The sequence below is a fragment of the Mesorhizobium sp. M0500 genome (genome assembly GCF_040321165.1).
Lineage (GTDB): Bacteria > Pseudomonadota > Alphaproteobacteria > Rhizobiales > Rhizobiaceae > Mesorhizobium.
Window position 1 is genome coordinate 29,209 of the sequence record NZ_JAMYRB010000005.1, and the last position, 24,622, is coordinate 53,830.

A 24,622-nucleotide genomic window follows, 5' to 3' on the forward strand; every position below is an offset into this window, starting at 1 on the left:
CCGACTGACGATTTCGGGCACAGAACTGGACGAATTCGATGAAGCATTTTTTCAATCGCAGGGACACGATCGTCACCGAAGCCCTGGACGGCTTTCTCGGCACGACCGGCGTCGGCGATCTCGATCGCCTCGATAGCTATCCCGATATCAAAGTCGTCCTCCGTGCGGACTGGGACAAGAGCAGAGTGAGCATCGTCTCAGGCGGCGGGGCCGGGCACGAACCCGCCCATGCAGGCTTTGTCGGCATGGGCATGCTGACGGCGGCGGTTTCGGGCGAGATCTTTGCTTCGCCGAGCGTGGAAGCGGTGTTGGCGGCGATCCGCGCCGTGACCGGTCCCGCCGGGTGCCTGCTGATCGTCAAGAACTACACGGGCGATCGCCTCAACTTCGGGCTGGCCGCCGAGAAGGCGCGCGCCGAAGGCTTTCGCGTCGAGATGGTGATTGTCGCCGACGACATCGCCCTCCCGGATATTGCCCAGCCGCGCGGCGTTGCCGGCACCTTGTTCGTGCACAAGATCGCCGGCCATCTCTCGGAAGCAGGCAACGATCTGGCGGCGGTCGCAGCGGCGGCGCGGGCCGCGGCGGCGGATATCGTTTCCCTCGGCATATCGCTGTCATCCTGCTCGATCCCCGGTCAGAGCCATGAAGAAAGATTTGGCGCTGACGACGCCGAACTCGGCCTCGGCATTCATGGCGAACCGGGCGTTGAGCGGATTGCGGTGCAAAGTGCCGAAAGACTGGTTGCGATCATGTCGGAGCGCCTTGCCGCGCGGCTCGATCCCGCCAGCGACTACGCCTTGCTGATCAACAATCTCGGTTCGGTGCCGCCGCTGGAAATGTTGCTTGTCGCCAATGCGGTGTTGGCTTCACCGCTGGCACGAAAGGTGACGCTGACGATCGGGCCCGGGCAGCTTATGACGGCGCTCAACATGAACGGTTTTTCCCTGTCGCTGATCCGGCTCGATGCGCCGCGCGAAGCGGCGTTGCGAGCGCCGGTCGGGCCTCACGCCTGGATGCCGGCAAGAGCCGTTCGCCCAGTGAGCATCGTCCCGGTGGCCAAAGCCGCCGGCCCGGGCAACGCGTCGAAAGCCAGCCAGGATGCGCGCAGCGAGCGGCTGATCATCGCGATCTGCGAACGGCTGATCTCGCTTGAAGGCACGTTGAACGGACTGGACGCCAAGGCGGGAGACGGCGACACTGGATCGACGGTGGCGGCCGGTGCGCGCAGCGTGCTTGGCCGCCTTGAGACACTGCCGCTCGCCGACCCTGCCGCAACGCTCGCCACCGTGGGCGACATCCTGAGCGCCAGCATGGGCGGCTCCAGCGGCGTGCTGCTGTCGATCTTCTTCACCGCCGCCGCGCAGGCGTTGGCGTCTGGCGCGACTCTTACCAAGGCGTTGCTCGCCGGCCTCGATCGGATGTCCTTCTATGGCGGAGCGAGGGTCGGCGATCGCACGATGATCGATGCCCTGGAACCCGCTTTGAAGGCGCTGGATAGCGGCAGTCTGGAGGACGCGGCGGTCGCGGCGCAACGCGGCGCCGAGGCCACCGCTGCCATGCGCAAGGCCAAGGCTGGGCGGTCCGTCTATATCGGCAGTCATCTCGACGGCGTGGTCGACCCCGGCGCCTTTGCCGTCGCCGAGGTCTTCACTGCCCTCGCCGCGTTGCTAGAAACCGTCTGACGGAGCGGAGGATGCTTCAATTGCCGGATACGCAATTTTCTCGTACTGCCGTCAGCGCAGGGGCCAGGAGCATGGGTGACATGGCGGCAGCGGATCTTTCCAGGCTGATCAAGGCGGCGGCAAACACGATCGCCGCCCATGCCGAAGAGCTGACCAGGCTCGACCAGGCGATCGGCGACGGCGACCATGGGCTCAACATGAAACGCGGCTTCGAGGCAGTGCGGGCCGAGGCTGAGGCGTTCGCGGCAAAGCCGTTGCCCGAGGCGCTGAAGGCGATCGGCACCAAACTGGTGATGACGGTCGGCGGAGCTTCCGGGCCCTTGTTCGGCACGCTGTTCATGGCGCTCGGCAAGGAGATTTCCGCCGTGCCGGATCGCGCCAATCTGGCCGCGGCCTTCGGCAAGGCAATCGAAGCGGTGGCCGCCAGAGGCAAGTCGCAGGCCGGGCAAAAGACCATGCTCGACGTGCTGCAGCCGGTGCATGAAGCCCTGCTGCGGGGAAAGACAGCAGGGGAAATCGTCGATATTGCTGACAATGCAGCCGACGCGACCGTGCCGATGAAGGCCTTGCGCGGACGCGCCTCCTTCCTTGGCGACCGTTCGATCGGCCATATGGATGCCGGAGCACGCTCGACTGCGCTTCTGGTGCGGGCCGTCGCCGAAGCAATCGAGGGGCGCGCATGAGCAATGTCGGCATCGTCATCGTATCGCATTCGCCGCTGGTCGCCGAAGGCACCGCAGACATGGTGCGGCAGATGGTCGGCGACGAAGTGCCGCTTGCATGGTGCGGCGGAAACGGCCATGGCGGGCTGGGAACCAACGTCGAGGCGATCATAGGCGCCATCGACAAGGCCTGGTCGGAGGCGGGTGTCGCAATCCTCGTCGACCTCGGCGGCGCCGAGACCAATAGCGAGATGGCGGTCGAAATGATCGGCGAACCACGCGCCCAGAAGATCATCGTCTGCAATGCGCCGATCGTCGAAGGCGCGGTGATGGCGGCGACCGAGGCTTCCGGCGGCGCCTCGCTCAGGGAAGTGGTGGCGACGGCGCACGAATTGTCGCCGTCGTGAACGAACGGGAATTTTGACAGCATGTCCGCAGCAGCCGAAGCCAGCGTCCTGATCACCCATGAGGTTGGACTGCATGCGCGCCCCTCGGTGAAATTCACCAAGCTTGCCAAGACGTTTTCGGCCGAGGTCGAAGTGGCGGTCGCCGCCAACGGGCCGTGGTTCGACGCCAAGAGCATCGTCAAGGTGATGGCAGCGAAGGCGCCGAAAGGTACTGTCCTGCATATCAGGGCCAAGGGCGACGGCGCCGGCGAGGCGGTCGGCGCGCTGGTCGAGCTGGTGCGGCGCGATTTCGACGAAGGCAAGGACCATGCCCGAACCGCTTAGGCTGCAGGGCATTTCGGCATCGGCCGGCTATGCCGAGGGGCCGCTGTTCGACCTGGATCAGGCTGCTGTGCGTTATGTCCGCAAGGCGAGTGCCGCGGACGAGAAGGCGGCGCTTGAGACCGCCATCGGCATTGCCGCAGGCCGGCTCGCCGCATTGATCGAAACCAGTGACGGCGAGGCGTCCGAGATCCTCGAATTCCAGCTCGCCATGCTGGAGGACGACGCGCTGACCGGTCCGGCCTTTTCGCACATTGCCGAGAGCACAGCCGCTGATAGGGCCTGGCGGCAAGCACTCGACGCCGAGATAGCCGGCTACGAAACATCCGATGAGGACTATTTCCGGGCTCGCGCCGCCGACATGCGCGATATACGCGACCAGGTGCTGCGCGCGCTGACCGGGGGCGGCGACATTGCCGCCCCGGCGGGTGCGATCTTCTACGGCGAGGATATCGCACCGACGCGCTTCCTCGAAACCGACTGGAGTGCCGGCGGCGGCATAGCGCTTAAAGCCGGAAGTGTCGCAAGCCATGTCGCCATGCTGGCGCGATCGCGCGGCGTACCCATGGTAGTGGGTCTTGGGCCGGCCGGGTTCGGTGCTTCGCCGGCTCACCTTGCCGAAATCGCGCTGCTCGACGCTGAGCATGGCGGCATTGTGTTGGCGCCGTCGAAAGCGGAGATCGATGCATTCCGGCGATCATCGTCGTCGTTCGCGGCGCATCGCGACAAAGCGGCAGCCTATCTGACGCGGCCGGCAGCAACGAAGACCGGCGTAGCGGTCCGGGTGCAGGTCAACATCGCCGATCCATCCGATGTCGACAGCATTGATGTCGCGACTTGCGACGGTGTCGGGCTGATGCGGACCGAATTCCTGTTCGGCAAGACGCTGCCGGACGAGGAGACGCAATATCGCGCCTACCGCAAGGTGCTGGAATGGGCAGGCGACAGACCCGTGACCATCCGCACAGTCGATGCGGGCGGCGACAAGCCTGTGCCGGGCCTCACCGTCGAGGAAACCAATCCCTTCCTCGGCCTGCGAGGGATCAGGCTGTCGCTGGCGCGTCCGGAGGTCTTTCGCGTGCAGATCCGCGCCTTGCTACGCGCCGCCGTGCACGGCAATCTGAAGGTGATGTTCCCGATGATCGCCGTCCCGGAAGAGTATGAGCGCGCCGCGACGCTGTTCGCGGAAGAGCAGGCCGGCCTTTCCGCACGCGGTATCGAGCAAAGGATGCCGCCGCTTGGTATCATGGTCGAGGTGCCTTCGGTGGCGATTGCGCCGGAGGCATTCGCCAGGGCCGCTTTCTTCTCGATCGGATCGAACGATTTGACCCAATATGTGATGGCCGCCGCTCGTGACAATGCGTCGGTCGCGCATCTGAATTCCGTCAGGCACCGGGCCGTTCTCCGGCTGATCGCCTCGGTTGCCGGCTTCGGCCGCGAGCATAAGATCCCGGTCAGCCTGTGTGGCGATGCCGGCGGCGACCCAGCCTCGATCCCGGCGCTGCTCGAAGCCGGCCTGCGTGATCTCTCCGTCGCTCCCGCCCAACTCGCCATGGCCAAGGCGGCCATCGCGGACATGTCGATCTAGGCGCCGGCATGGCAGACAAGGCGTCTCAATCCGGCCCCGAAGAGGCGATCCGCGCCTACAAGACGATCCTGTCGCAGGTGATCGATCAGCGCCCGTCCGGCATGCGCCAGCGCCTCGCCGATGCGCTGGGCAAGCATCGCAGTTTCGTCACGCAGATTTCCAGCCCGGCCTATTCGACGCCGATCCCGTCGAAGCATTTGCCGGCTATCTTCTCCGTCTGCCATTTCAGCTCGGCCGAACGCGATCATTTTCTTGCCGCCTACCATCAGGCGCATCCGGGACGGATGTCGGTGGCATCAGGCATGCGCAAGACACGGCATGTCTCGCTGATCGTTCCCGATTTCGGCGACGACAAGCAGAACGCGGCGCTCGATCGGGCGGTCAATGATTTCATCCAGAAGATCACCAGCATTGCTGGCAGGGGCAGCTGACGCTGGGCTATTTCGGGAGGACAGCCATGAAGAAATTTCTGAATTCGGTCGATACGGTGTTGACCGAGAGCCTCGACGGCTTCGTTGCCGCGCATGCCGATATCCTGGCGCTTGGCGACGAACACAAATTCGTCCGCCGCAAGCTGCTCAAGTCGGGCAAGGTGGCGCTGATCTCCGGCGGCGGCTCGGGTCACGAGCCGCTGCATGGCGGGTTCGTCGGGCATGGCATGCTGGATGCCGCCTGCCCCGGCCAGGTGTTCACCTCGCCGACGCCGGACCAGATGATGGCGGCGGCTGAAGTCGTCAACACGGGCGCCGGCTGCCTGTTCATCGTCAAGAACTACGAGGGCGACGTGATGAATTTCGACATGGCCGCTGAAATGTCGGAGGGCGTCATGCAAATCGTGACCAATGACGATGTCGCGGTCGAAAACTCGTCCTACACCACCGGCCGGCGCGGCGTCGCCGGCACGCTGGTGGTGGAAAAGATTGTCGGCGCCGCGGCCGAGCAAGGCATGGCACTGGAGCCGTTGAAGGCGCTCGGCGAGCGCGTCAACGGCGCGACGCGCTCGATGGGCGTGGCGCTGACCAGTTGCACCGTGCCGGCGGCGGGCAAGCCGACCTTCGATATCGGCGACGGCGAGATGGAGTTCGGGGTCGGCATCCACGGCGAGCCTGGGAGGCGGCGCGACACATTGAAAAGCGCCGATGCTATCGCCGAGGAGATCTGTACCGCAATCCTGGGTGACCTGGGCGACGGTGCCAGAGGCCAGGCGCTACTCTTCGTCAACGGCTTTGGCGGCACACCGTTGATGGAGCTTTATCTGATGTACAACAGCGCCCGCAAAATCTTCGAGAAGCACGGCGTGACGGTGATCCGGTCGCTGGTCGGGTCCTACGTGACCTCGCTCGACATGGCCGGCTGTTCGATCACGCTGAGCATGCTCGACGACGAGGCGGCTGTTTGGTGGGATGCACCGGTACATACGGCCGCGCTGCGCTGGGGCATGTAGCAGCGGAGAATGCCCCAGAAATAGTCGGTGACAAGACCGGTATCGGCAACGCCGCGCATCGCCAGACAGTTGCCCTCCTCACCCGGCGTAAGATAAAGAATCTGCGGGTTTGGGGAGTTCGAGCATGCGTTACAATTGGGATCGGGCGCCGACGGGTTTCGAGCGCCATGGAAAGGTGCTGACAGCCGCCTTGCTGATCGTCGGCGGGGTCGGACTTATGCTCGCTGCCCTCCCGCTTTAGGGACAACAAACTCGGGTAGCGGACTACGTCTCAGCGCGTGGCCTCAGTGCGCCTGGCCAGTCACGGCGATGAAACGGCGGTCGCGCCCTTCAAATCCCTGGCTGAAGCGCTGCACGAGCACCGCAAGCACGCCCGGTTTTCCATCCGGGGTGAATGCGTAAGATTCCGACAGGCTGTAGGAAGTCGGGCAATTCCTCGAACCGGGCACCGCCTTGTCCTCATGCAGCAGCTTGATCGGCTTGCCGTCCTGACCCTGCAGCGTCAGGCGAAAGCCGAGCGCCTTGCCGGTCGTTTCGCCTTGCTGCGTCGCGTCGAAACTCGCTGAACAATCCGCCGTGCTGTCGGCACGGATCTGCTCGAGCTGGATGGTGCCAAGCTCGTCATAGGCCGGCGAAAGCCATTTTTGCGAAACCTGCTCGAGGCGCGCAATGTCGTTGTAGGCGACCATGTCGTTGGGAAAGGTGAACCTGTCCAAGGCAGTCCGCTCGCCGCGCGGCGCGATGGCATATTTGGCCAGCAAGGGCGCCGCCAGTTCGGCGGCCTGTGCCCTCGCCTGCGCAAGCGTCAATGTCGAATCCTCCGTCTCGTCGGCGATGACGATCGGCTTGCCGCCGACGAACTCATCGGTCCGCGTGTCGATGATGTCGATCTCCGACCAGCCCGAATCCGAAGCACCGGCATCGAGCGTGCCGTACTGTTCGAAGGCGAAGTAGTTGCCGTCTGGCGAAAAGCCGATGACGCGCCGGGCCGCCGCGTCGCCTGCCTGAGCAGCTGAAGCGAGCACCACCGCCAGCGTCGCAACCGCGGCAAACCCAAGTTCATATCGCAATTTCATCGCGCCCTGCCCCTAATGCCGAAAATTCGAACGATACCGGCCCCCGGACCACCATGACCCGCACTTGCGGCCAAGTTGGAACGACAGCAAACGAAACGCACAAATACATGGTTACACAAACCAGCATACGCTATTTCAAGGACAGCAAACATTCCTGGGGAGGAAGCTGGATGGCGTCACGCTACCATGAGGTCTATGACGGCTGGAAACGCGACCCGGAAAAATTCTGGGCTGATGCTGCCGGCGCAATCGACTGGTTCTCGCCCTTCGAGACGGTGTTCGACGCCAATGCCGGCGTCTATGGCAGGTGGTTCATTGGCGCCTCATGCAACACCTGCTTCAATGCCGTCGATCGTCATGTGGCGGGCGGCCGTGCCGACCAGATCGCGTTGATCCATGACAGCGCGATTTCGGGCACAATCAGGAAATTCACGTATGCCGAGTTGAAGCGCGAGGTGGTCGCGCTGACCTCGGTGCTCAAGAATCGTGGCATCCAAAAAGGCGATCGCGTCATCATCTACATGCCGATGGTACCGGAAGCAGCCTTCGCCATGCTTGCCTGTGCGCGGATCGGCGCCGTGCATTCGGTGGTCTTCGGCGGCTTTGCCTCGCATGAGCTCGCCACCCGCATCGACGACGCCAAGCCGAAGCTGATCATCTCCGCTTCCTGCGGCCTGGAGCCAGGGCGCGTCGTTGCCTATAAGCCGCTGCTCGACAAGGCGATCGAGATGTCGCGGCACAAGCCGGAAAGCTGCCTTATCCTGCAGCGCGACCAACTGCGCTGCGAACTCAGGGAAAACCACGATGTCGACTATGCCGACGCCGTGGCGCGGGAGCGGGCCGCGGGTGCCAATGTCGACTGTGTTCCGGTGCTTGCCACCGATCCGCTCTACATCATCTACACGTCGGGCACGACCGGCCAGCCGAAGGGAATCGTGCGTGACAATGGCGGCCATATGGTCGCGCTGAAATGGTCGATGGAAAACGAGTTCGGCGTCAAACCGGGCGAAGTGTTCTGGGCGGCTTCCGATGTCGGCTGGGTGGTCGGCCATTCCTATATCGTCTACGGCCCGCTGCTGCATGGCTGCACAACGATCCTGTTCGAGGGCAAGCCGGTCGGCACGCCCGATGCCGGCACCTATTGGCGTGTGATCGCCGAGCATGGCGTCGTCGCGCTGTTCACCGCGCCAACCGCCTTTCGCGCCATCAAAGGACAGGACCCGAAGGGCGAATTCGTCCCGAAATACGACCTGTCAAAATTCCGGACGCTGTTCCTCGCCGGCGAGCGCGCCGATCCGGAAACCATCAAATGGGCGGAGCAGAAATTGACCATGCCGGTGATCGACCATTGGTGGCAGACCGAGACCGGCTCGCCGATGACCATCAACCCCGCCGGACTGGGCCTGCTGCCGGTCAAATACGGCTCGCCCGGCGTGCCGATGCCCGGTTATGACATCCGCGTGCTCGACGATGCCGGGCATGAGGTCAAGCGTGGTACACTTGGCAATGTCGTGGTGAGATTGCCGTTGCCCCCCGGCTGCCTGCCGACGCTGTGGAATGCCGACGAGCGGTTTCGCCAAGCCTATCTCGACGAGTTCCCCGGCTTCTACAAAACCGCGGATGCCGGTATGATGGACGAGGACGGCTATCTCTATGTCATGGCTCGAACCGACGACATCATCAATGTCGCCGGCCACCGGCTATCGACCGGCGCCATGGAGGAGGTTCTGGCCGCGCATCCCGACGTCGCCGAATGCGCCGTCGTCGGTATTGCCGATGCTATGAAAGGCCAGGTTCCACTCGGCTTCGTCGTGCTGAATGCCGGCGTCGTCCGCGACGCCGGCATCATCGAAAATGAGGTTGTCACCCTGGTGCGCGAACGGATCGGCCCGGTCGCTGCCTTCAAGACTGTGGTGACGATCAAGCGCCTGCCGAAGACGCGCTCCGGCAAGATCCTGCGCGGCACCATGCAGAAGATCGCCGACAAGGAGGAATGGGCCATGCCGGCAACGATCGACGACCCGGCCATCCTCGACGAGATCACCGCCGCGCTGAACCGGCGCGGCATCGGCCTGTAAGGGGCGCCGAAGCCGAGTTGCGTCCGAAGCTCCGGTATGGAACGACCGGCGCCGGACGTGGTATCCACGCGCGGTGTCGTCATGTTGTTTCGGAATCGAGACGCACCCACAGCCATGCGAGACGCCATACGTGACCCTGTTCCAGCGATCGAGAAAGCCCCAGGCCGCGGCACGCCAGCGGCTGGAGATCGATATGCGGGGCGCAGTCGTCTATGCGATCGGCGACGTGCATGGCTGCTACAAGGAACTCCGCGCCCTGGAGCAGAAGATCCTGCTCGATTCGGCGCCCTTCGAAGGGCGCAAGCTCATAATCATGCTTGGCGACTACGTCGATCGTGGCCCCCAGTCGGCGCGCGTGCTCGATCATCTGCTGGCGCCGCCACTCCAAGGCTTCCAGCGCATCTGCCTTGCCGGTAACCACGAAGTCGTGATGCTGAACTATCTCGACGGGATCATTTCGAGAGAGTCGTGGCTGGCAATAGGCGGCCTGCAAACGCTGTTTTCCTACGGCGTCGACCCGGAGCGCATGGCCGATCTCTACGGTTCAAACGAGGAGGTCGACAGGCGCATTCGGGAGATCATCCCCGCCGACCACGTCAGTTTCATGCGTGCGCTGCCGGTCATGGTCTGTTCGGCGAAATTCGTATTCGTTCATGCCGGCATCAGGCCGGGCATCGACCTAGCCGCACAAGACGAGGACGACCTGCTCAACATCCGCTCGGAGTTCTTCGAAGCAGCGCATCTTCTCGACCGCTATGTCGTGCACGGACATACGCCGGTCGACACTCCGAAGCTCGAGGGACGCCGGCTTGGCATAGACACCGGCGCCTTCCAAACCGGCCAGCTGACCGCCCTCAGGATCGTCGACAACCGCGCCAGGTTGATATTTTCCTGAGCGCGATGTCGTCGCTCAGGCGGCTGCCTTGGTGCGCGCTTCCGATTTTTCCAGATAGTAGCTCGAATATTTGTCGAAGAATTTTTCCGAGCCGCCGATCGCGCCATATTTGGCCAGCTTCTTCAGTTCGACCTTGTTCAGCACCGCGCCAATGATCTTCTTGGCGATGTAGGGCTCCGAGCTGAGCATGGATTGCACCATCGCACGCGGCGTGCGTCCCCACTCGGTGACCAGCACGAAGCCGTCGACAAGCGGAGCGAAGGCCTTGGCGTCGACGACAGGCCCGAGCGGCGGCAGATCGACGATGATGTATTCGAAGGTTTCCTTGGCGTTATCGATGAAACGCCGCATGCCGGCTGAAGACAGAAGCTCGCTGGTATGCGAAAACTGGCCACGCAGGACGGCCGGGATGATAGCCAGCTTGGTCTGCCGGTCGATCTTGCCGACCGACTGCCATGTCTGCCCGCTCACCACAGCTTCCATCAGGCCCTGCTCGGCCTCCATACCGAGGCTGCGGCTGAGGCCGGGATTGCGCAGGTCGCCATCGATCAGCAGCGTTTTCGATCCGTTGACGGCAAGCAGCCCGGCAAGATTGGCCGCCACGGTCGACTTGCCCTCGCCGGGAAGCACCGAGACCACGCCGATGACCCGGCTGCCCTGGCCTTCCATCACGACGTCGAAGGCGATCTTGGCGTTGCGCAGCGTCTCGGAGAACATCGATGCCGGGGCATCGACGGTTACCCGCATCCGCGCACGTTTTTCGGCTGCCGACAATGTTCTGGAGGGCTGGGATTTGGAGGACTTGGCGGTCTTGGATTCAACGACTTTGACGTCAGGCTGACCGCCATTGCGCTGGTCATCCTTGCCAGCCTTGCCGATGACCGGCAGGTAGCCGAGGAATTTGAGGCCCACACGGTCGCGGACATCCTCGCCGGTCCTGAAGAAGCGTTCCCTGAATTCATTCAGGCCACCAACCCCTGCCCCCAGCATCATGCCAAGCGCCAGCGAAAGCCCCAGCACGATGGCTGTGCGCGGGGTTGCGGCCGACTGCGGCATCGTCGCGTCCGAGATGACCCGGATCTTGCCGACCGGGAAGGATTGCTGCTGGGCGGCCTCCTCATAGCGGTTCAGGAACGTCTGGTAGAGCGTCGACAGCGCCGTCGCCTTTTGGTCCAGCTCACGCAGCTTGACCTGCGACTGGTTGTCGATGGAGCTCTTGCCAGCCGCCAAGGCGACATTTGCGCGGAGCGCGGTTTCGCGCGCCAGAGCGACCTCGTATTCGTTGCGGTAGCTTTCGGTCAGTTGCTTCAGCTCGCCGAAAATCTGCGCCGATATGTCGGCCTTCTCCTTGGCGAGCGCGACGGCCTGCGGATGTTGCGGGCCGAAATTGGCTTCGACATCCTGCTGCCGCTTGGATACGGTGAGATAGCGGTTCTTCAGCGTCGTGATGACCGAGCTGCTCGGTTGGTCGTTCGATATCGCAGCGTCCTTGAACGCATTGTCCGAGCCGCTTTCGACGATCGACTTGTACTGCTGATAGCGGGCGCCGGCACGTGCGGTATCGGCCTGCGCGACGATCAGCTGGGTGTTGAGATCGGACAATTGCTTGTCGCTGATCAGCTGGCCGTCATTGACGGCCAATCCGTGTTCGGCCCTGAACTTTTCGACCGCCAGTGCAGCCGCCTGGGAGCTCTCACGAAGCTCGGTCAGCCGGCCTTGCAGCCAGACCGCCGCCCGCTCGGTCGCGTCGAAGCTGGCATCAAGTTGATCGGCTAGATAGGCATCGGCATAGGCCTTGGTGATGGCGGTCGCAAGCGCCGGATCGGTCGCCTGAAAGGAGATGCTGATGACAAAGCTCCGGCCGATCCGCTCGGCATCGAGTTGGGTCTGCAGTTTGAAGATTGCGTAGTCACGGGGCGATGAGGATGCGGTGATCGCGTCACGCGTCGCAGCATCAAGCTGAGTGACATCGGTTGTGCTAGCGGCGCGCTTGGGGCGGACAGACTGGACGATACCGCGCACAAAGCCAGCAACCTTCGACAGGGCCGATGTCGGAGGGTTCATGAAAGCGTCGTTCTGATCGAGCTTCAGCTTGTCGACGACCACCCCAGCCAGCCTGGCCGACTGTAGTATTTCGATCTGGCTCAGAACGGCGGAGTCGGTCTGCATGCTGACCGACGCCGCCGAAATGTCGTCGACGACCTTGTTCAATCCTTCGTCGATCAGCACGCTGCTCGTCGCCACATAGGTAGGAGGCGTCGTCTGCAAATAGAGCACGCCGAGAAAGAGACCGATGACGGCGCAGGCGGCAACCACTTTCGCCTGCCGCGCGGCCATGCCAAGCAGGCGCTCGATGTCGATGAAATCTTCGGCGTTTGCCGCATTAGAAGCCGGCAATGGCGTCCTCTTGTCGACAGGAAAATTGGCATAGTTCATCTTCGGTCCAATTCTAGTTTGCAGGCGCTACCGCCTCGAAGGTCGGGACATAGGGTGCAAACCTTGCGCCGGACAGTGCGCGTCGCGCGCGGCGCAACGGCCTGTCCTGCGTCATCAGCCGCACCCACAATGCCTCGAAAAAATGGACATTATGCGGCTTCTTCCCGACGCTGATGCGACCGGACGAATTCCTGCAGCATCTCGAAGATCGGGCCCTTCATGTCCTCCCGCGCCAGCGCGAAAGCGACATTGGCCTGAATGAAGCCCTCCTTCGAACCGCAGTCGAACATGCGGCCGTCGAAAGGCTGGGCGAAGAAGGCCTGGGTCTGTGCGAGACGCACCATTGCGTCGGTCAGTTGTATCTCGTTGCCGGCGCCGCGCTGCTGGCTGGCCAGCAACGAGAATATCTCGGGCTGCAGGATGTAGCGGCCGTTGATGTAGAAGTTCGATGGCGCGTTGGCAGGAGCCGGCTTTTCGACCATGGCCGTCACCTCGAAGCCCGTGCCGACATCAGCGCCGCGCCCGACAATGCCGTATTTGCTGGTCTCGGTCGGATCGCAACGCTCGACGGCGATAACGTTTGCGCCAGTCTGCGCATAAAGATCGGCGACCTCGGCGAGACACCCGCGCCCGCCGAAGGACACCATGTCCGGCAAAAGCAATGCGAAGGGCTCGTCACCGATGACTTCGCGCGCGCACCAGACGGCATGGCCGAGGCCTTGCGGCGACTGCTGGCGGATGAAGCTCGTCGCGCCGGCGACGGGAAGCAGGCTTTCAAGCGATTCGAGTTGCGCCTTCTTGCCGCTCTGCTCCAGGGTTCCGGTCAGTTCAGGATGTAGGTCGAAATAGTCCTCGATCACCGCCTTGTTGCGGCCGGTGACGAAGACGATGTGCTCGATGCCGGCCTCGAACGCCTCGTCAACCGCATATTGCACGACAGGCCTGTCGACCACCGGCAGCATTTCCTTCGGCATGGACTTGGTCGCCGGCAGGAACCGCGTTCCGAGCCCCGCCACCGGTATGACTGCCTTCCTGACTTTTTTCATTGCATGTTCCTTCTGAGGAGATCGATTTCAACCCTGTCGCAGGCGGCGAAACTGTCTTCATTCACCTGCAGCCCTTCACCTCCCCGCCACCACGGCAAACTGTGCCGCTACCCTTCGCAGCCGGACGGCGATCGGCATGCTCATATGCCGAACCGCCGCCGGATCGCTGAGCGCCGTCCATATCGCCTTGAGCGGGGATCGCGCCTTGATGTGCTGGACCAGCGACAGGAATGATGCCGCCCGGCGCAGGCTGCGAGCGCGCCTGGCGAACGCCGCCTCGGCCGCAGCATCCATGGAATGGGTCGCGGCGAAGGTGGCATCGGCCCTGCGCATCGCCTCGACGTGATGAAGTTCGAGCACCCGGGAGATGGAGCCGGTGCGAATGTGGTAGATATAGCCCGTCGTCGGCTCGACCACGCATTTGCCCCCCTTGGCCAGAGCACTGGCCAGGAGGATATAGTCTTCGCCAATGATCAGGCTTTCATCGTAACGCAGCCCGTTCTCGTTCAGGAACCGGCGCTGGAAGATCGGCTTGAGGTAGCCGAGATTGAACCTCGATTCGAAGAGGACATTGCCGCCGATGAAATCCGCCAGCGAGATTGAACCGAGCCCTTCCAGATAGTCGGCCGGGAACATCGTCTCTTCGGCAACGCCATCCTCGCGAACGACCTGCAGATTATCGACCGCGATCTCGGCGCCCGCTTTCTCCGCGCGTTCGATCATGGTGCAGATTCGCCCGGGATAGACCGCGTCGTCCGAATCTAGGACCGCGACCCACCTGCCGCGGGCAAGCTCAAGGCCGGCATTCCTGGCGCCGCCGGGGCCACGGTTTTGCTCGAGCGCGACAACGCGTACGATGTCTTCGGGGTAGGATCTCGCCAGGTCGAGCGTCCGGTCGCGCGACTTGTCGTCGACGACGATGACCTCGACGCTGATATTGCGCTGGGCGACGGCGCTGGCAATCGCCCGATCGATGGTCGCCTCGGCATTGTAGGCGGCAATCACGAAGCTCACGTCAGGCTGCACGCTTGCCCCCTTGCTGCGGCGAAGACAGGCCGTATTGGCGGATTTCACGAACCCCGACGAGGCCGCTGACGACGCCGACATGCATAATGCCGCGAAGCAGGCTGCGGTTCCGGCGTACGGGGTCGATGGCGACCGGAATTGCCGACAGGAAACTGTAGGCGGCCTTTGCCGCGGCAATGCCGACCTGCTTGAGCCGGGCAAGGCCGTGTGCGTTGCGCCCCAGAAGATGACCGTGCGTCTGCCCGACGCGGAACCGGCGGCGGCCGAGCCAGTCGAATGCCGCCCTGGCAGGTGGCACCGCTTCGTCGACCCAAGCCTCCGGCGAAAAGGCGATGCGGCCGCCGGCCTTGACCATCTGGTCGAAGAATTCCGTATCTTCGCCGCCGGTCTGGCCACGTGCCAGGCTGAAGCGCCGGCCGCGCAGGCTCTCAGCGCCAATCCTGAGCAGGACGTTGCAGGTGTAGCCGGTGCGGATTTCGCCGCTCACCCAGACCGGCAAGGTCGAGTGGAAATCGCCTTTGCGCATCCAGGCGGGCGCATCCGGCAGGTAACGGGCTTGCACCGGCCCAAGCACCGTCGCAGCACCTGTTGCTTCCGCCGTCGCCACCAGTTCGGCAAGCCAGCCAGCGGTGGCCGTCTCGTCGTCGTCGATAAAGGCGACGAAATCCGCCGCACTGGTATCGAGGCAAGCGTTGCGCGCGATCGAGATGTTGCGGGCCGGGGCGTGCCGGTAGGTCACCGGCAGCTTCAACTCCCCCGCCAGCTTGGCGACCAGCGTTTCGGCCGTCGGCGTATCGTCGTTGTCGGCGATGACGATACCGACGTCGAACCCCGCGGGCATGTCCATGGCCGCTATGGAGCGAAGCGTGTCGGCAAGCTCCGGCCGGCGGAATGTGCAGACGCAGATATCGATGCTTCGATTTTTCCTGACCGGGTCCATCACGCTACCCCGCGCTGCGGTCGCGGTGCGAGCAGTTGCAGCCAGAAACCGACCGACCAGCCGAAATGCATGATCATTGCCGAGACCCCGGCAAGCGCAATGTCGGCTTTGCGCTGGCTGACGGCGGTCCAAAAGCCGTAGCCGAGGCAGACCGACGCCCATAGCAAAAGCGGCACGGCCGCCAGCCAGTGGACGAAGGAAAAGGCGGCGAGAAGAACCACGGGGAACACCAGAAGCGGCACCATCTGCCGGATCTTCGGGATCATGCGGTGCTTGAGAACGTTCTTCGCCCGGCCACGGCCATAGCCGAGATATTGAAAATAGAGGCCCTTCAGCGAGGAGCGCGGGTAGTAGACCATTTGCGTCTTGCCGGTCATCCAGATACGGTAGCCGGCCTGGCGGAGCCGATAGTCGAGTTCGGCATCCTCATTGTGGCTGAAGGTTTCGTCATAGCCGCCGACCGCGGTGAAGGCCGATATCCGTATCAGTGCGTGGTGGCCATGATCGACCCATTCTCCCGCCGAAAGATGCCGGTGCTTGGAGCCGCCGGTGCCGAGCCTGGAGTTCTGCGCCGCTGCCGCTGCTTTCTGAACCATGCCGCTGCCACTGGTCAGCATCGAGACGACGACCGAATCCGCACCGGTGGCCTGCGCTTCTTCGACCAGCCGGTCGCAATAATCCGCAGGATAGCCGCCATGCGCGTCGATGCGAATGAGATAGTCGACGCCTTCCCCGAACCTGGCGACGGCGAGATTGATTGCCGCGCTCTGCAAGCGCTTTTCATTGTGCAGCAGGATCACCCGCTGATCTTTTGCGGCGATGTCCGCGACGATCGTCCTGGTGCCGTCCGTGCTGCCGCCATCGGCAACGATGATCACGGCGTCCAGCCTCTCGGCCGCAGGGCGGAGCTCTCGAAGCAACGCGCCGATATGGGCCGCTTCGTTCAGGCACGGAACCACGATCATGCAGGATGGAATTTCAGTTTGCGTCATCGGCAGTCCTTCTATGCCAATGCTTCGGCAGCATATGGACCGGGAGCCGCAGTCAGCCCGCGGAGCTTTTCGACGAGCGCCCGGCAATCGGCGCGGTCGTAGCTCCAGGTGCGCGGATTGCGGGCGAGAACACGCGCCCTCAATGTCTCGAACCGATGCTGCTCCATCGTGCCGACGGCGGCTTCGAGCGCCTCGGGCGTGGCTTCTGGCAAAAGAACCCCTATGCCTTGCCGGTCGAGGAACCGGCCGGTTTCGGTGGCTCCCATCGAAATCGGCACGGCTCCGAAGCGGCAGCCCTCATAGAGCCGGTTGGGCAGCAGCCATTCGGAGTTCAGGCCCTGCTCAAAAAAGTCGATGGCCCAGGAAAAGTGAACCTCGCGGTAGATCGCCGCCATGTCCTCGGGATTGCGGTAGGGCCCGCCAAACGAGAGCCAGGGTTCCGATTCGACAAAACCGTGGAAATCGGGAAATTCGGACAGCGCCGGGCGGCCCCTGAGGACGATTTCAAAGCGGCCGTCGAGGCGGCGCGAAAATTCGGCCAGAAGCTCCAGGGAACGGCGGCAGCGGAGCGCCCCGAACCAGCCGATCCGCCAAGGCGGCGCTACGGGGTTCTCCGGCGCCGCGCGGTCATCCAGCGAGGCCGCGGCTGGCTCGAAATACTTGTTTTCGAGCAGTTCGACCGGGGCGGCAATCTGTCCGAACGGCTTGAAATAGTTGGCGATGAAGGCCGGAGAGCTGGTCACCAGAAGCTTCACATCCCTGGCCAGGAAGCGTTCTGCGCCGCGCATCGCCCAGCCCAGCGGATCGTCGCGAAGCAGCAGGCGATGGATATCCAGGCACTCGTAGACGATCGGCACCGTTGCCTGGAAAGCCGACCTGGCGCGGCGGGCAAGCGCCAGCATTTCCAGATTGCGCGCGATAATGAGGTCGGGCCGTGGCATTGAGCCCAGCTTCGAGCCGGTCGAGACGACTGCCTTCATGATCGCGGCCAGACGTTGGGCGAATCGGCCATCACGAGTCGGGCCGAGATCGATCGGCTGCAAGCCCTCGACATCAGCAACTGCGCTTGCCGTACGACGAAAGCCCGCCAGCGTAACCTGGGCGCCGCCTGCCTTGAGCATTATGATCCGCCGGCGCACTGCCGGGTCGGAGACGTCGTGTACCAAGTACAAGACATGCAGCATGAAAACTCGACCGCTGTTGGCCCGCCCGCAACAATGCTAGTACAGCTCTTGCTGCATCGCAACATTTTTGGTTGCAGCGTAGCAAAGATCCCCGTTTTTTGTTGCACTGCAAAATCGATGGGTTAATCTCGCTCTGCTTGGGCCACATGGACCGCGCGTTGGCCTGCCATCGGGCTGCGCGCCAATAATCACGACGCGAGGACCATCCTTGGCGTGCAGCATTTTCGGCCAACCCGCCTGCAATCCGCCCTTCGCACCCGTCGATGGAAGCACGGGACTACTCACGAAATGAGGTCATTCCATGAAGATCGCGGTTGAAAACACCGTCTGCCTGAATACCGGGGATGCAGCGATTCTCCTGGCGATCCGCCATGTTTTCAAGACGATCGTGCAAGACGATATCCAGTTCTACGTCTTCGACAGCCAGCCGGAGGTGGCGGCGAGGCTCTACACGAAGAAAGAGTATCCTGATCTCGAATTCCACAAGCTGCTGTCGGAATCGCTGTTCCGCTACAAATACGGCAGCGGGCTGAAGAACCTGTTCAAGCCGATCTACAATCGGCTCGTCCTCAATGCCCTGCGGCGGTTCGGCATCCGCGGCGTTCTCGGGCGTTTGTTCAGCTCAAGCAATCGCCGTGGTCTCGAGATCTACAAAGACGCCGACCTCGTGGTCACGACAGGCGGAACCTATCTTGTCGAGACTTACAATCTGGAACGGCGACTCAATCAATTCCGGATCGACGCGATTTTGGGCAAGGACCCCGTCTTCTTCACGCAATCGCTCGGCCCGTTCAACAAAAGTTACAATCGCCAGGAGTTGAGCCCAATCTTCGATCGGAGCCCGCTCATCCTGCTGCGCGACGAACGTTCGCGAGGCCACATTGTGGACATGGTGAAAGACCCCGGCAAATGCCACGTCGTGGCCGACGCCGTCTTTGCCCTGGCCGACACCGACAGGATCGGAAAAATTCTGGCCTCCGGCCAGTCGGCGACCGTCACCGGCCGCGTCGCCATTTCCGTCCGTCACTGGAACTATGTCAGCGACGGCGAGGGCGGCATGCGCCGCTACATCGACTCGATCCGCGCGATCGCGACCATCCTGGTCAGGGACCACGCCAAGGAGGTCACCTTCGTCTCCACCTGCCAGGGCGTGCCGGAATACGCCCATGATGATTCCAAGACGGCGCGGGCTATCGTTGCCGAACTCGATTCGGAGATCGCCAAGCATGTCAGCGTGGACGCTTCGTTCCACACGCCGGAGCAACTGATGGCACTGGTGAAAGGCTTCGACTTCGTTGTCGCAACGCGCATGCACATGATGATCATGTCGCTCTGCGTCGGCACGCCGGTGCTGCCGATCGCCTATGAATTCAAGACCAAGGAACTTGCCAAGCGGATCGGCGTCGCCGACCTGCTGCTCGACATCGACACGGTGACGCCCGAGGAAGCGAGCGAGAAGCTCGGCAGACTTACCGCCAATCTCGACCTCTATCGCAGGACGAGCCTTCAGGCAGTGCTTGAGGAGCATGCGTCGGCGATGTCGGCAGGTGAGCTTTTGAGGCCGGTGATTGCCGGCCTAGCGGGCGTTGCGCATGGCGCTGGAAAGCGTGGTGAACAGGGCGCTGCGCGACTGGCGAAGGGCAAGCATGAGGACCAGGCCGATCGAATAATTGAGGGCAACCGCCAGGACCACCGCGAGCAGGTCTGACTGGCCGGTCAGCGATGCCGGCAACTCGCGGTACACGGACCAGGCAAGCAGCGATGACGCGATGAAAAGCCCCTGCATGACCAGGAAGTCGGCTGCGGTCACCGGGCCGACCCGGTGGACAAGAACGGCAAGCACCGGGACGCGCAGCACATAGCCGCTGATCGCGTAGGCCGCCGCGACACCGACGGCGCCCCAGTGCAGGCCGATGATGAAGGCGGCGACCGTCGTCAGCGACGAGTAGATGCCCCAGTGGAACATGGTCTTGGTCTTGCCCTGGCAGATGAAGATCCAGCCGGTGGTGCTCGAGACGGACTGGATCAGGCTGGCGATGCCCAGCCAGGCGAAGATCGGCGCCACCGCTGTCCAGCGCTCGCCGAAGAGAAGCCCGACGACCTGGTCCGACGTCAGCGTCAGCGCCGCGATGCCGGGCATAGTGATGGCCGCCAGCATCCAATTGGTTCGCACATAGATGTCGCGAAACCGCGCCTTGTCCTCATGGATGCGGCTCAGCAGCGGCACCATCACGCGTGTCAGCGGCTGGTTGATGTTCTGCAGCGGAAACAGCAGGAGCTTGTAGGCGCGGTCATAATAGCCGAGCTCGATCGCGCCCGAATATTTTCCGATCAGGATGTTGTCGAGATTGCGCGAGAAGAAGTTGGCCAGATTGAAGCCGGTCAGATTGGCGCCGAAGGACAATATGTCGGTATCGACCTTCAGGTCCGGCCGCGACGGCGTCCAGCGCGCCACCTGCCATGCCGCGGCCAGCGCGACAACAGCCGATACTGCAGGGCCAATGACCAGCGACCAGTAGCCCAGCCCCGCATAGGCGGCGATTGCGGTAGTCGCAAGTCCGGCAGCAGCGGTTATCACGTCGTTCAGCGCGAGCTGGCCAAAGCGCAAGTGACGGTTCATCAGCGCCAGCGGCACCGCCGCGAGGCTGCCAAGCAGCAGCGGCAAGGCAGAGCCGATGGTGATCCCCACCATGCGTTGATCGCCATAGAAAGCAGCGATGGCGGGCGCCAGGCATGCAACCACCACGGCACTGCCCATCCCCACCAGCGCACTGATCCAGAATACCTGGTTGAGCTGCTCGGTGCTGATATCCTTGCGCTGGACCACAGCCTGTTGCAGGCCAAGATTTTGAAGCAGCCCGACAAAGGCCACGATCGGCCCGACGGAAGCCACCAAGCCGAAATCCTCGGGCACGAGCAGACGGGCAAGCACGATGACCGAGAGAAACTGGATCGCCATCTTGAAGCCTTGCGCGCCGATCGTCACCATGCCGCCGCGCAGGGCGACGCGACCGAACTGGGGGGGCGGGTTGGCGTTCATGCCGGCTGCCTGGCTTCGGCCAGTTGAGCAACGATCTGCGCAAAACGTTCGTTGAGTACGTCCGCGTTGAAATCCTGCTCGATCTTGCGGCGCGCCGCACGTGCGATGCGCTCGCATTTGTCCGGGTTCTCGGCCACCCAGACAAGCTTGCGGGCCAACTCGGCAACGTCTCGCTCCGGTGCGAGGAAGCCTGTCTCCTGATCCTCGATCAGTTCGGGAATGCCCGAGTGATAGGTGCTGACGACGATCAGCCCGGCGGCCATAGCCTCCATCAGCGCCACCGGAATACCCTCGAGATCGCCGTCTCGCGCGGCAACGCTAGGCAGCAGGAATACGTGGGCATTGCGCAGGCGCTGCTTGACCTCGGCGTGCGGACGCGGCCCGAGGAAAGTCACCCGGTCGGCAACGCCGAGATTTGCGGCGAGCTTCTTCAACTCTTCCAGCAATTCGCCGCCGCCAATCACCGAATAGACCCAGTCGCGCCGCGGCAGGCTGGCGAGCGCCCGAAGGGCGAATTCGATGCCCTTCTTTTCGGTCAGCCGGCAGACCGAGATGAAGGACAGCGTGTCCCGGTCCCAGGAACGCCAATGGTAGCCGATCTCACCGGGCCGCACGCCCATATGGTGAACCATGACTTGCGCCGGGGGTGCGCCGACGCCGATCAGGGCGTCGCGGAAAAACGCGTTCACCGGGAGCTGGAGAACGCCCTTGTCGAAGACAACCTTGTAGCGCGTGAGCGTGTTGTCATGCAGCGGTTCGCCGACATCGCGGCCGTGGAATATGGTCACCAGCGGAGCGGAAATCCGCCCTCGTTTCATGGCGCGGGCGACGCGCATGCCGTTATTGCCGAAATGCGCGACGATCACATCGGCGTTCTGCAATTTGCGCGCAAAAGCGATGTCGACAGCGGTCGAGAGCTTATCCCAGAACCTGCCCGACCATCTCCTGAGCGTCGGGCGAAAGCGCCCCAGCCCGCCCCACCAGCAGACGACCTTGCCAGGGAGAGCCTGCCAGCGGCGATCGTCGATGTTGCTGTCCTTGCCGAAGGACGTCTCGTTGCAGACGACGCCGACTTGCATGCCGCGCTCGAGGCACCCTTCTATCTGGTCGAGGACGAAGGTCTCCGACAAAGAGGGGAACTTATCAACTACGAAGCAAATCTTCATCGGATGGACGATCTTTCGAGGCCGGTCGGCGATCTGCTCGCGCGGATGAGGGCTGACGCCCGTCGCCACCGTGCGAGGCGCCTCAAGCGTCTGGTGTTGTGCGTGTCTTTGTCCCAAGGCAGCTCCCACCCCGGTCAGGCGCGAGAGCCGGCTTTTGGGCAACGTGCATGGTTTTGGACGAAATGCATCAGGCGGCACGCTCCAGCGCGCCTTGCCTGGCGCGGTCGAGAACGCCGAGAAAAGTCGCGAACTGGCCGTCGGGGTTCATTTGCGGCCGCTCCGAAAACAGCTGCGCCGCCGCCGACAGCCGATCGTACTCGGCCTTGTCGCTCCATAGTCGCCTGACCGCGGCGACCCAGTCGTCGAGCGGTGCGTCATAGTCGAGCACCACGCCGCCGGCGCCAATCGCTTCCGGCAGGCCGCCGCGACGGGACCCGACGACTGGAATGCCGCTGCAATGGGCCTCGGATGCCACCCGCCCCCAAGCCTCTTCCCATTTGCTGGGCGCCACCAGAATCTTGGTGCGGCCATAGACGGTCTTCATGTCGCTGGTGCGGCTTTCCAGCCTGACGTTGCGCAGCGGGGCGATGATCTGTTCGATCTGCGCCCGATGGTCGTCGTCGAGCTTCCAGCTTTCGACGAACAGGAACGGAATTTCTGGGCATTGGCCGGCGATGCGCACGGCGAGTTCGAACCCTTTTTCATTGTAAGGATTGATCAGCGTGACGAACTCACCGGTGGTCGGCGTGCTGTAGAGCCCGGGATTGATGGTCGGCGGGATCACGGTCGAATCGATGCCGAACCTTTCCTTATAGGTGCGCGCAGTGAATTCGGAGTTGGCGATATAAAGCGCCGAATGCAATTCGCGCAGGTCGCCGGCCAGTTCGTGGAATTCGACGTTTCGCAGATAGACCACCAGCGGCACGCCGAGCGCCTGCAGCGCCTTTCCGATCGGCACCGATTTGTGGCACTGCACGACGGCGACATCGGGATCGAGCCGTTCGACCGCGAAGCGCGCCGCCTCCCAGGGAAACCATGCCCGCACGACCGGATAGCCGGGATAGCTGTCGATGACCGCTCGCTGACGAAGCAGCTTCATCTTGGCGCGCGCCTTGAAGCCGAACATGCCGTCACCGAACAGCGCCGCCAGAACCGAGGCGTCATGACCGTGCTCGCGCAGCTGCTCGACCAGATGATGCGTGCTCGACTGAACGCCACCGCTGAACTGCGGCGTGTAGCCGTTGCCGCCTGCAAACAGAACTTTCATGGACCTGGCTCCTTGCTGGACCGCCCTATCGTCACGCAGCCATTCTGCCGATGCTGTGGTATTCGATGCCGTGGCGGGCGATGACCTTGGGGTCGTAGAGATTGCGTCCGTCGAAGATGACGGGCGTGGTCAGCGCGTTCTTCAACGCATCGAAGGACGGCGCGCTGAAGCTCTTCCACTCGGTCACGATCAAGAGCGCGTCGGCGCCTCGCAGCGCGGCCTCCTTGGTGCCGCACAGTTGCAGGTCGTCGCGCAGCCCGTAGATTGCCTGGCATTCCTGCATCGCCTCGGGATCGTAGGCCTGGACATTGGCACCGGCGGCCCAGAGCGCTTCCATCAGCGTGCGGGCCGGGGCCTCGCGCATGTCGTCGGTATTGGGTTTGAAGGCCAAGCCCCACAGCGCAAATGTCTTGCCTTTGAGATTGCCCTTGAAATAGCGGTCCACCTTCTCGAACAGGACCGACTTCTGCTGGTTGTTGCGCTCCTCGACGGCACGCAGCAGCTTGGCGTCGAACTTGACGGCCTCGGCGGTCTTGATCAGGGCACGCACATCCTTCGGGAAGCACGAGCCGCCATAGCCGAGGCCCGGATAGATGAAGTGGTAGCCGATCCGCGGGTCGCTGCCGATGCCCTTGCGGACCTCCTCGATGTCGGCGCCCAGTTGCTCGGCCAGGTTGGCCATTTCATTCATGAAGCTGATTTTGGTCGCCAGCATGCAATTGGCCGCGTATTTGGTGAATTCGGCACTGCGCACATCCATCACGATCATCTTCTCGTGGTTGCGGTTGAACGGCGCGTAGAGCTCGCGCATCACCGCCTCGGTGTCCTCGTTGCTGGTGCCGACGATGATCCGGTCGGGCTTCATGCAGTCGCTCACAGCGGACCCTTCCTTGAGGAATTCCGGATTGGAGGCGACGTCGAAAGCCAGATCCTCGCGCCCGCGCGCCTTCAGCGTTGCGGCGATCCTGGCCTTTATCCTTTCGCAGGTGCCGACGGGCACGGTCGACTTGCCGACGACGATCTTGGGCTCGTCCATCTCACGACCGATGGCCTCGGCGACGGCCAGCACATATTTGAGGTCGGCCGAACCATCCTCGCCCGGCGGCGTGCCGACGGCGATCATCTGGATCTGGCCATGCTTGATCGCCGCGGCGGCGTCGGTGGTGAACTTGATGCGGCCGGCGGCATGGTTCTCCTTGACCATGCTTTCGAGCCCAGGCTCGAAGATCGGGACATGACCCTGGTTGAGCCGCTCGACCTTTTTTGCATCGATGTCGACGCAGACCACCTGATGGCCGACTTCGGCAAGCACCGCCGCCTGTACAAGACCGACATAGCCGATTCCAAAGACAGTCAAATTCATTCGGTTTCA

Annotated in this window: 20 protein-coding genes and 1 pseudogene; 10 read left to right on the forward strand and 11 right to left on the reverse strand. The window is 63.1% G+C overall.

Annotated elements, in window-relative coordinates; translation table 11 throughout:
- The first annotated feature begins 38 nt into the window (after positions 1-38).
- The 7 genes from NKI70_RS11615 (at position 39) to dhaK (ending at position 6,104) form a co-directional block, all read left to right on the forward strand.
- Positions 39-1,682 carry a dihydroxyacetone kinase subunit DhaK gene (locus NKI70_RS11615; protein ID WP_352724612.1) on the forward strand — a complete coding sequence of 548 codons (1,644 nt, stop codon included), beginning with the start codon at positions 39-41 and terminating at the stop codon, positions 1,680-1,682.
- Between the two features lie 80 nt (positions 1,683-1,762).
- Positions 1,763-2,365, forward strand: coding sequence for a dihydroxyacetone kinase subunit DhaL (dhaL, locus tag NKI70_RS11620; RefSeq protein WP_352634990.1), 603 nt, complete (start codon positions 1,763-1,765; stop codon positions 2,363-2,365).
- Positions 2,362-2,751, forward strand: coding sequence for a dihydroxyacetone kinase phosphoryl donor subunit DhaM (gene dhaM, locus NKI70_RS11625; RefSeq protein WP_352522589.1), 390 nt, complete (start codon positions 2,362-2,364; stop codon positions 2,749-2,751). The genes dhaL and dhaM overlap by 4 nt, the downstream gene beginning before the upstream one ends.
- Positions 2,752-2,772: 21 nt before the next feature.
- A complete protein-coding gene (locus NKI70_RS11630) occupies positions 2,773-3,075 on the forward strand; it encodes an HPr family phosphocarrier protein (RefSeq protein WP_352522588.1) in 303 nt (100 codons plus the stop codon).
- The gene (gene ptsP / locus NKI70_RS11635; protein WP_352522587.1) at positions 3,059-4,660 is read left to right on the forward strand and encodes a phosphoenolpyruvate--protein phosphotransferase; all 1,602 of its coding nucleotides are present in this window, start codon (positions 3,059-3,061) and stop codon (positions 4,658-4,660) included. Before NKI70_RS11630 ends, ptsP begins: the two co-directional genes overlap by 17 nt.
- Positions 4,661-4,668: 8 nt before the next feature.
- Complete coding sequence (locus NKI70_RS11640; protein ID WP_352724613.1) at positions 4,669-5,091, forward strand: hypothetical protein; 423 nt, start codon at positions 4,669-4,671, stop codon at positions 5,089-5,091.
- A gap of 26 nt (positions 5,092-5,117) precedes the next feature.
- Positions 5,118-6,104 (forward strand): dihydroxyacetone kinase subunit DhaK, encoded by a 987-nt coding sequence (gene dhaK, locus NKI70_RS11645; RefSeq protein WP_352724615.1) that lies wholly within the window; start codon positions 5,118-5,120, stop codon positions 6,102-6,104.
- Between the two features lie 284 nt (positions 6,105-6,388).
- Here dhaK and NKI70_RS11650 read toward each other — a convergent pair whose 3' ends face one another.
- Positions 6,389-7,180 (reverse strand): DUF2259 domain-containing protein, encoded by a 792-nt coding sequence (locus tag NKI70_RS11650; RefSeq protein ID WP_352697109.1) that lies wholly within the window; start codon positions 7,178-7,180, stop codon positions 6,389-6,391.
- A 170-nt stretch (positions 7,181-7,350) separates the two neighbouring features.
- On the opposite strand from NKI70_RS11650, the gene NKI70_RS11655 reads away from it, so the two are divergent.
- Together NKI70_RS11655 and NKI70_RS11660 are read left to right on the forward strand one after the other, a co-directional pair.
- Positions 7,351-9,258: a propionyl-CoA synthetase gene (locus NKI70_RS11655; RefSeq protein ID WP_352724617.1), complete on the forward strand. Its 1,908-nt coding sequence runs from the start codon at positions 7,351-7,353 to the stop codon at positions 9,256-9,258.
- Between the two features lie 193 nt (positions 9,259-9,451).
- On the forward strand, positions 9,452-10,153 hold the full coding sequence (locus tag NKI70_RS11660) for a metallophosphoesterase family protein (protein ID WP_352697111.1): 702 nt from the start codon (positions 9,452-9,454) through the stop codon (positions 10,151-10,153).
- Between the two features lie 15 nt (positions 10,154-10,168).
- Here the strand turns inward: NKI70_RS11660 and NKI70_RS11665 are convergent, their stop codons facing one another.
- The 6 genes from NKI70_RS11665 to NKI70_RS11690 all read right to left on the reverse strand — a co-directional run bounded on the left by NKI70_RS11665 (position 10,169) and on the right by NKI70_RS11690 (position 17,777).
- Positions 10,169-12,589 carry a polysaccharide biosynthesis tyrosine autokinase gene (locus NKI70_RS11665; protein ID WP_352697113.1) on the reverse strand — a complete coding sequence of 807 codons (2,421 nt, stop codon included), beginning with the start codon at positions 12,587-12,589 and terminating at the stop codon, positions 10,169-10,171.
- Positions 12,590-12,738: 149 nt separating this feature from the next.
- Positions 12,739-13,635: a UTP--glucose-1-phosphate uridylyltransferase GalU gene (gene galU, locus NKI70_RS11670; RefSeq protein ID WP_352568344.1), complete on the reverse strand. Its 897-nt coding sequence runs from the start codon at positions 13,633-13,635 to the stop codon at positions 12,739-12,741.
- 75 nt (positions 13,636-13,710) lie between these two features.
- Complete coding sequence (locus tag NKI70_RS11675; RefSeq protein WP_352681431.1) at positions 13,711-14,661, reverse strand: glycosyltransferase family 2 protein; 951 nt, start codon at positions 14,659-14,661, stop codon at positions 13,711-13,713.
- Positions 14,651-15,601, reverse strand: a complete 951-nt coding sequence (locus NKI70_RS11680; protein ID WP_352577813.1) for a glycosyltransferase family 2 protein — start codon at positions 15,599-15,601, stop codon at positions 14,651-14,653. The genes NKI70_RS11675 and NKI70_RS11680 overlap by 11 nt, the downstream gene beginning before the upstream one ends.
- On the reverse strand, positions 15,601-16,593 hold the full coding sequence (locus NKI70_RS11685) for a glycosyltransferase family 2 protein (protein ID WP_023676317.1): 993 nt from the start codon (positions 16,591-16,593) through the stop codon (positions 15,601-15,603). Before NKI70_RS11685 ends, NKI70_RS11680 begins: the two co-directional genes overlap by 1 nt.
- Positions 16,594-16,604: 11 nt before the next feature.
- Positions 16,605-17,777: a glycosyltransferase family protein gene (locus NKI70_RS11690; protein WP_352645380.1), complete on the reverse strand. Its 1,173-nt coding sequence runs from the start codon at positions 17,775-17,777 to the stop codon at positions 16,605-16,607.
- A gap of 301 nt (positions 17,778-18,078) precedes the next feature.
- On the opposite strand from NKI70_RS11690, the pseudogene NKI70_RS11695 reads away from it, so the two are divergent.
- A pseudogene (locus NKI70_RS11695) lies at positions 18,079-19,131 on the forward strand (polysaccharide pyruvyl transferase family protein); the annotation flags it as partial.
- A 222-nt stretch (positions 19,132-19,353) separates the two neighbouring features.
- Here the strand turns inward: NKI70_RS11695 and NKI70_RS11700 are convergent.
- From NKI70_RS11700 to NKI70_RS11715, 4 genes are all read right to left on the reverse strand, one after another.
- Positions 19,354-20,817 (reverse strand): lipopolysaccharide biosynthesis protein, encoded by a 1,464-nt coding sequence (locus NKI70_RS11700; RefSeq protein WP_352697114.1) that lies wholly within the window; start codon positions 20,815-20,817, stop codon positions 19,354-19,356.
- Entirely contained in the window at positions 20,814-22,100 is a 1,287-nt protein-coding gene (locus NKI70_RS11705; protein WP_352634978.1) for a glycosyltransferase, read from the reverse strand. The genes NKI70_RS11700 and NKI70_RS11705 overlap by 4 nt, the downstream gene beginning before the upstream one ends.
- 70 nt (positions 22,101-22,170) lie before the next feature.
- Positions 22,171-23,250 (reverse strand): glycosyltransferase, encoded by a 1,080-nt coding sequence (locus tag NKI70_RS11710; RefSeq protein WP_352697115.1) that lies wholly within the window; start codon positions 23,248-23,250, stop codon positions 22,171-22,173.
- Between the two features lie 31 nt (positions 23,251-23,281).
- Positions 23,282-24,613 (reverse strand): UDP-glucose dehydrogenase family protein, encoded by a 1,332-nt coding sequence (locus NKI70_RS11715; RefSeq protein ID WP_023676312.1) that lies wholly within the window; start codon positions 24,611-24,613, stop codon positions 23,282-23,284.
- Positions 24,614-24,622: the final 9 nt, after the last annotated feature.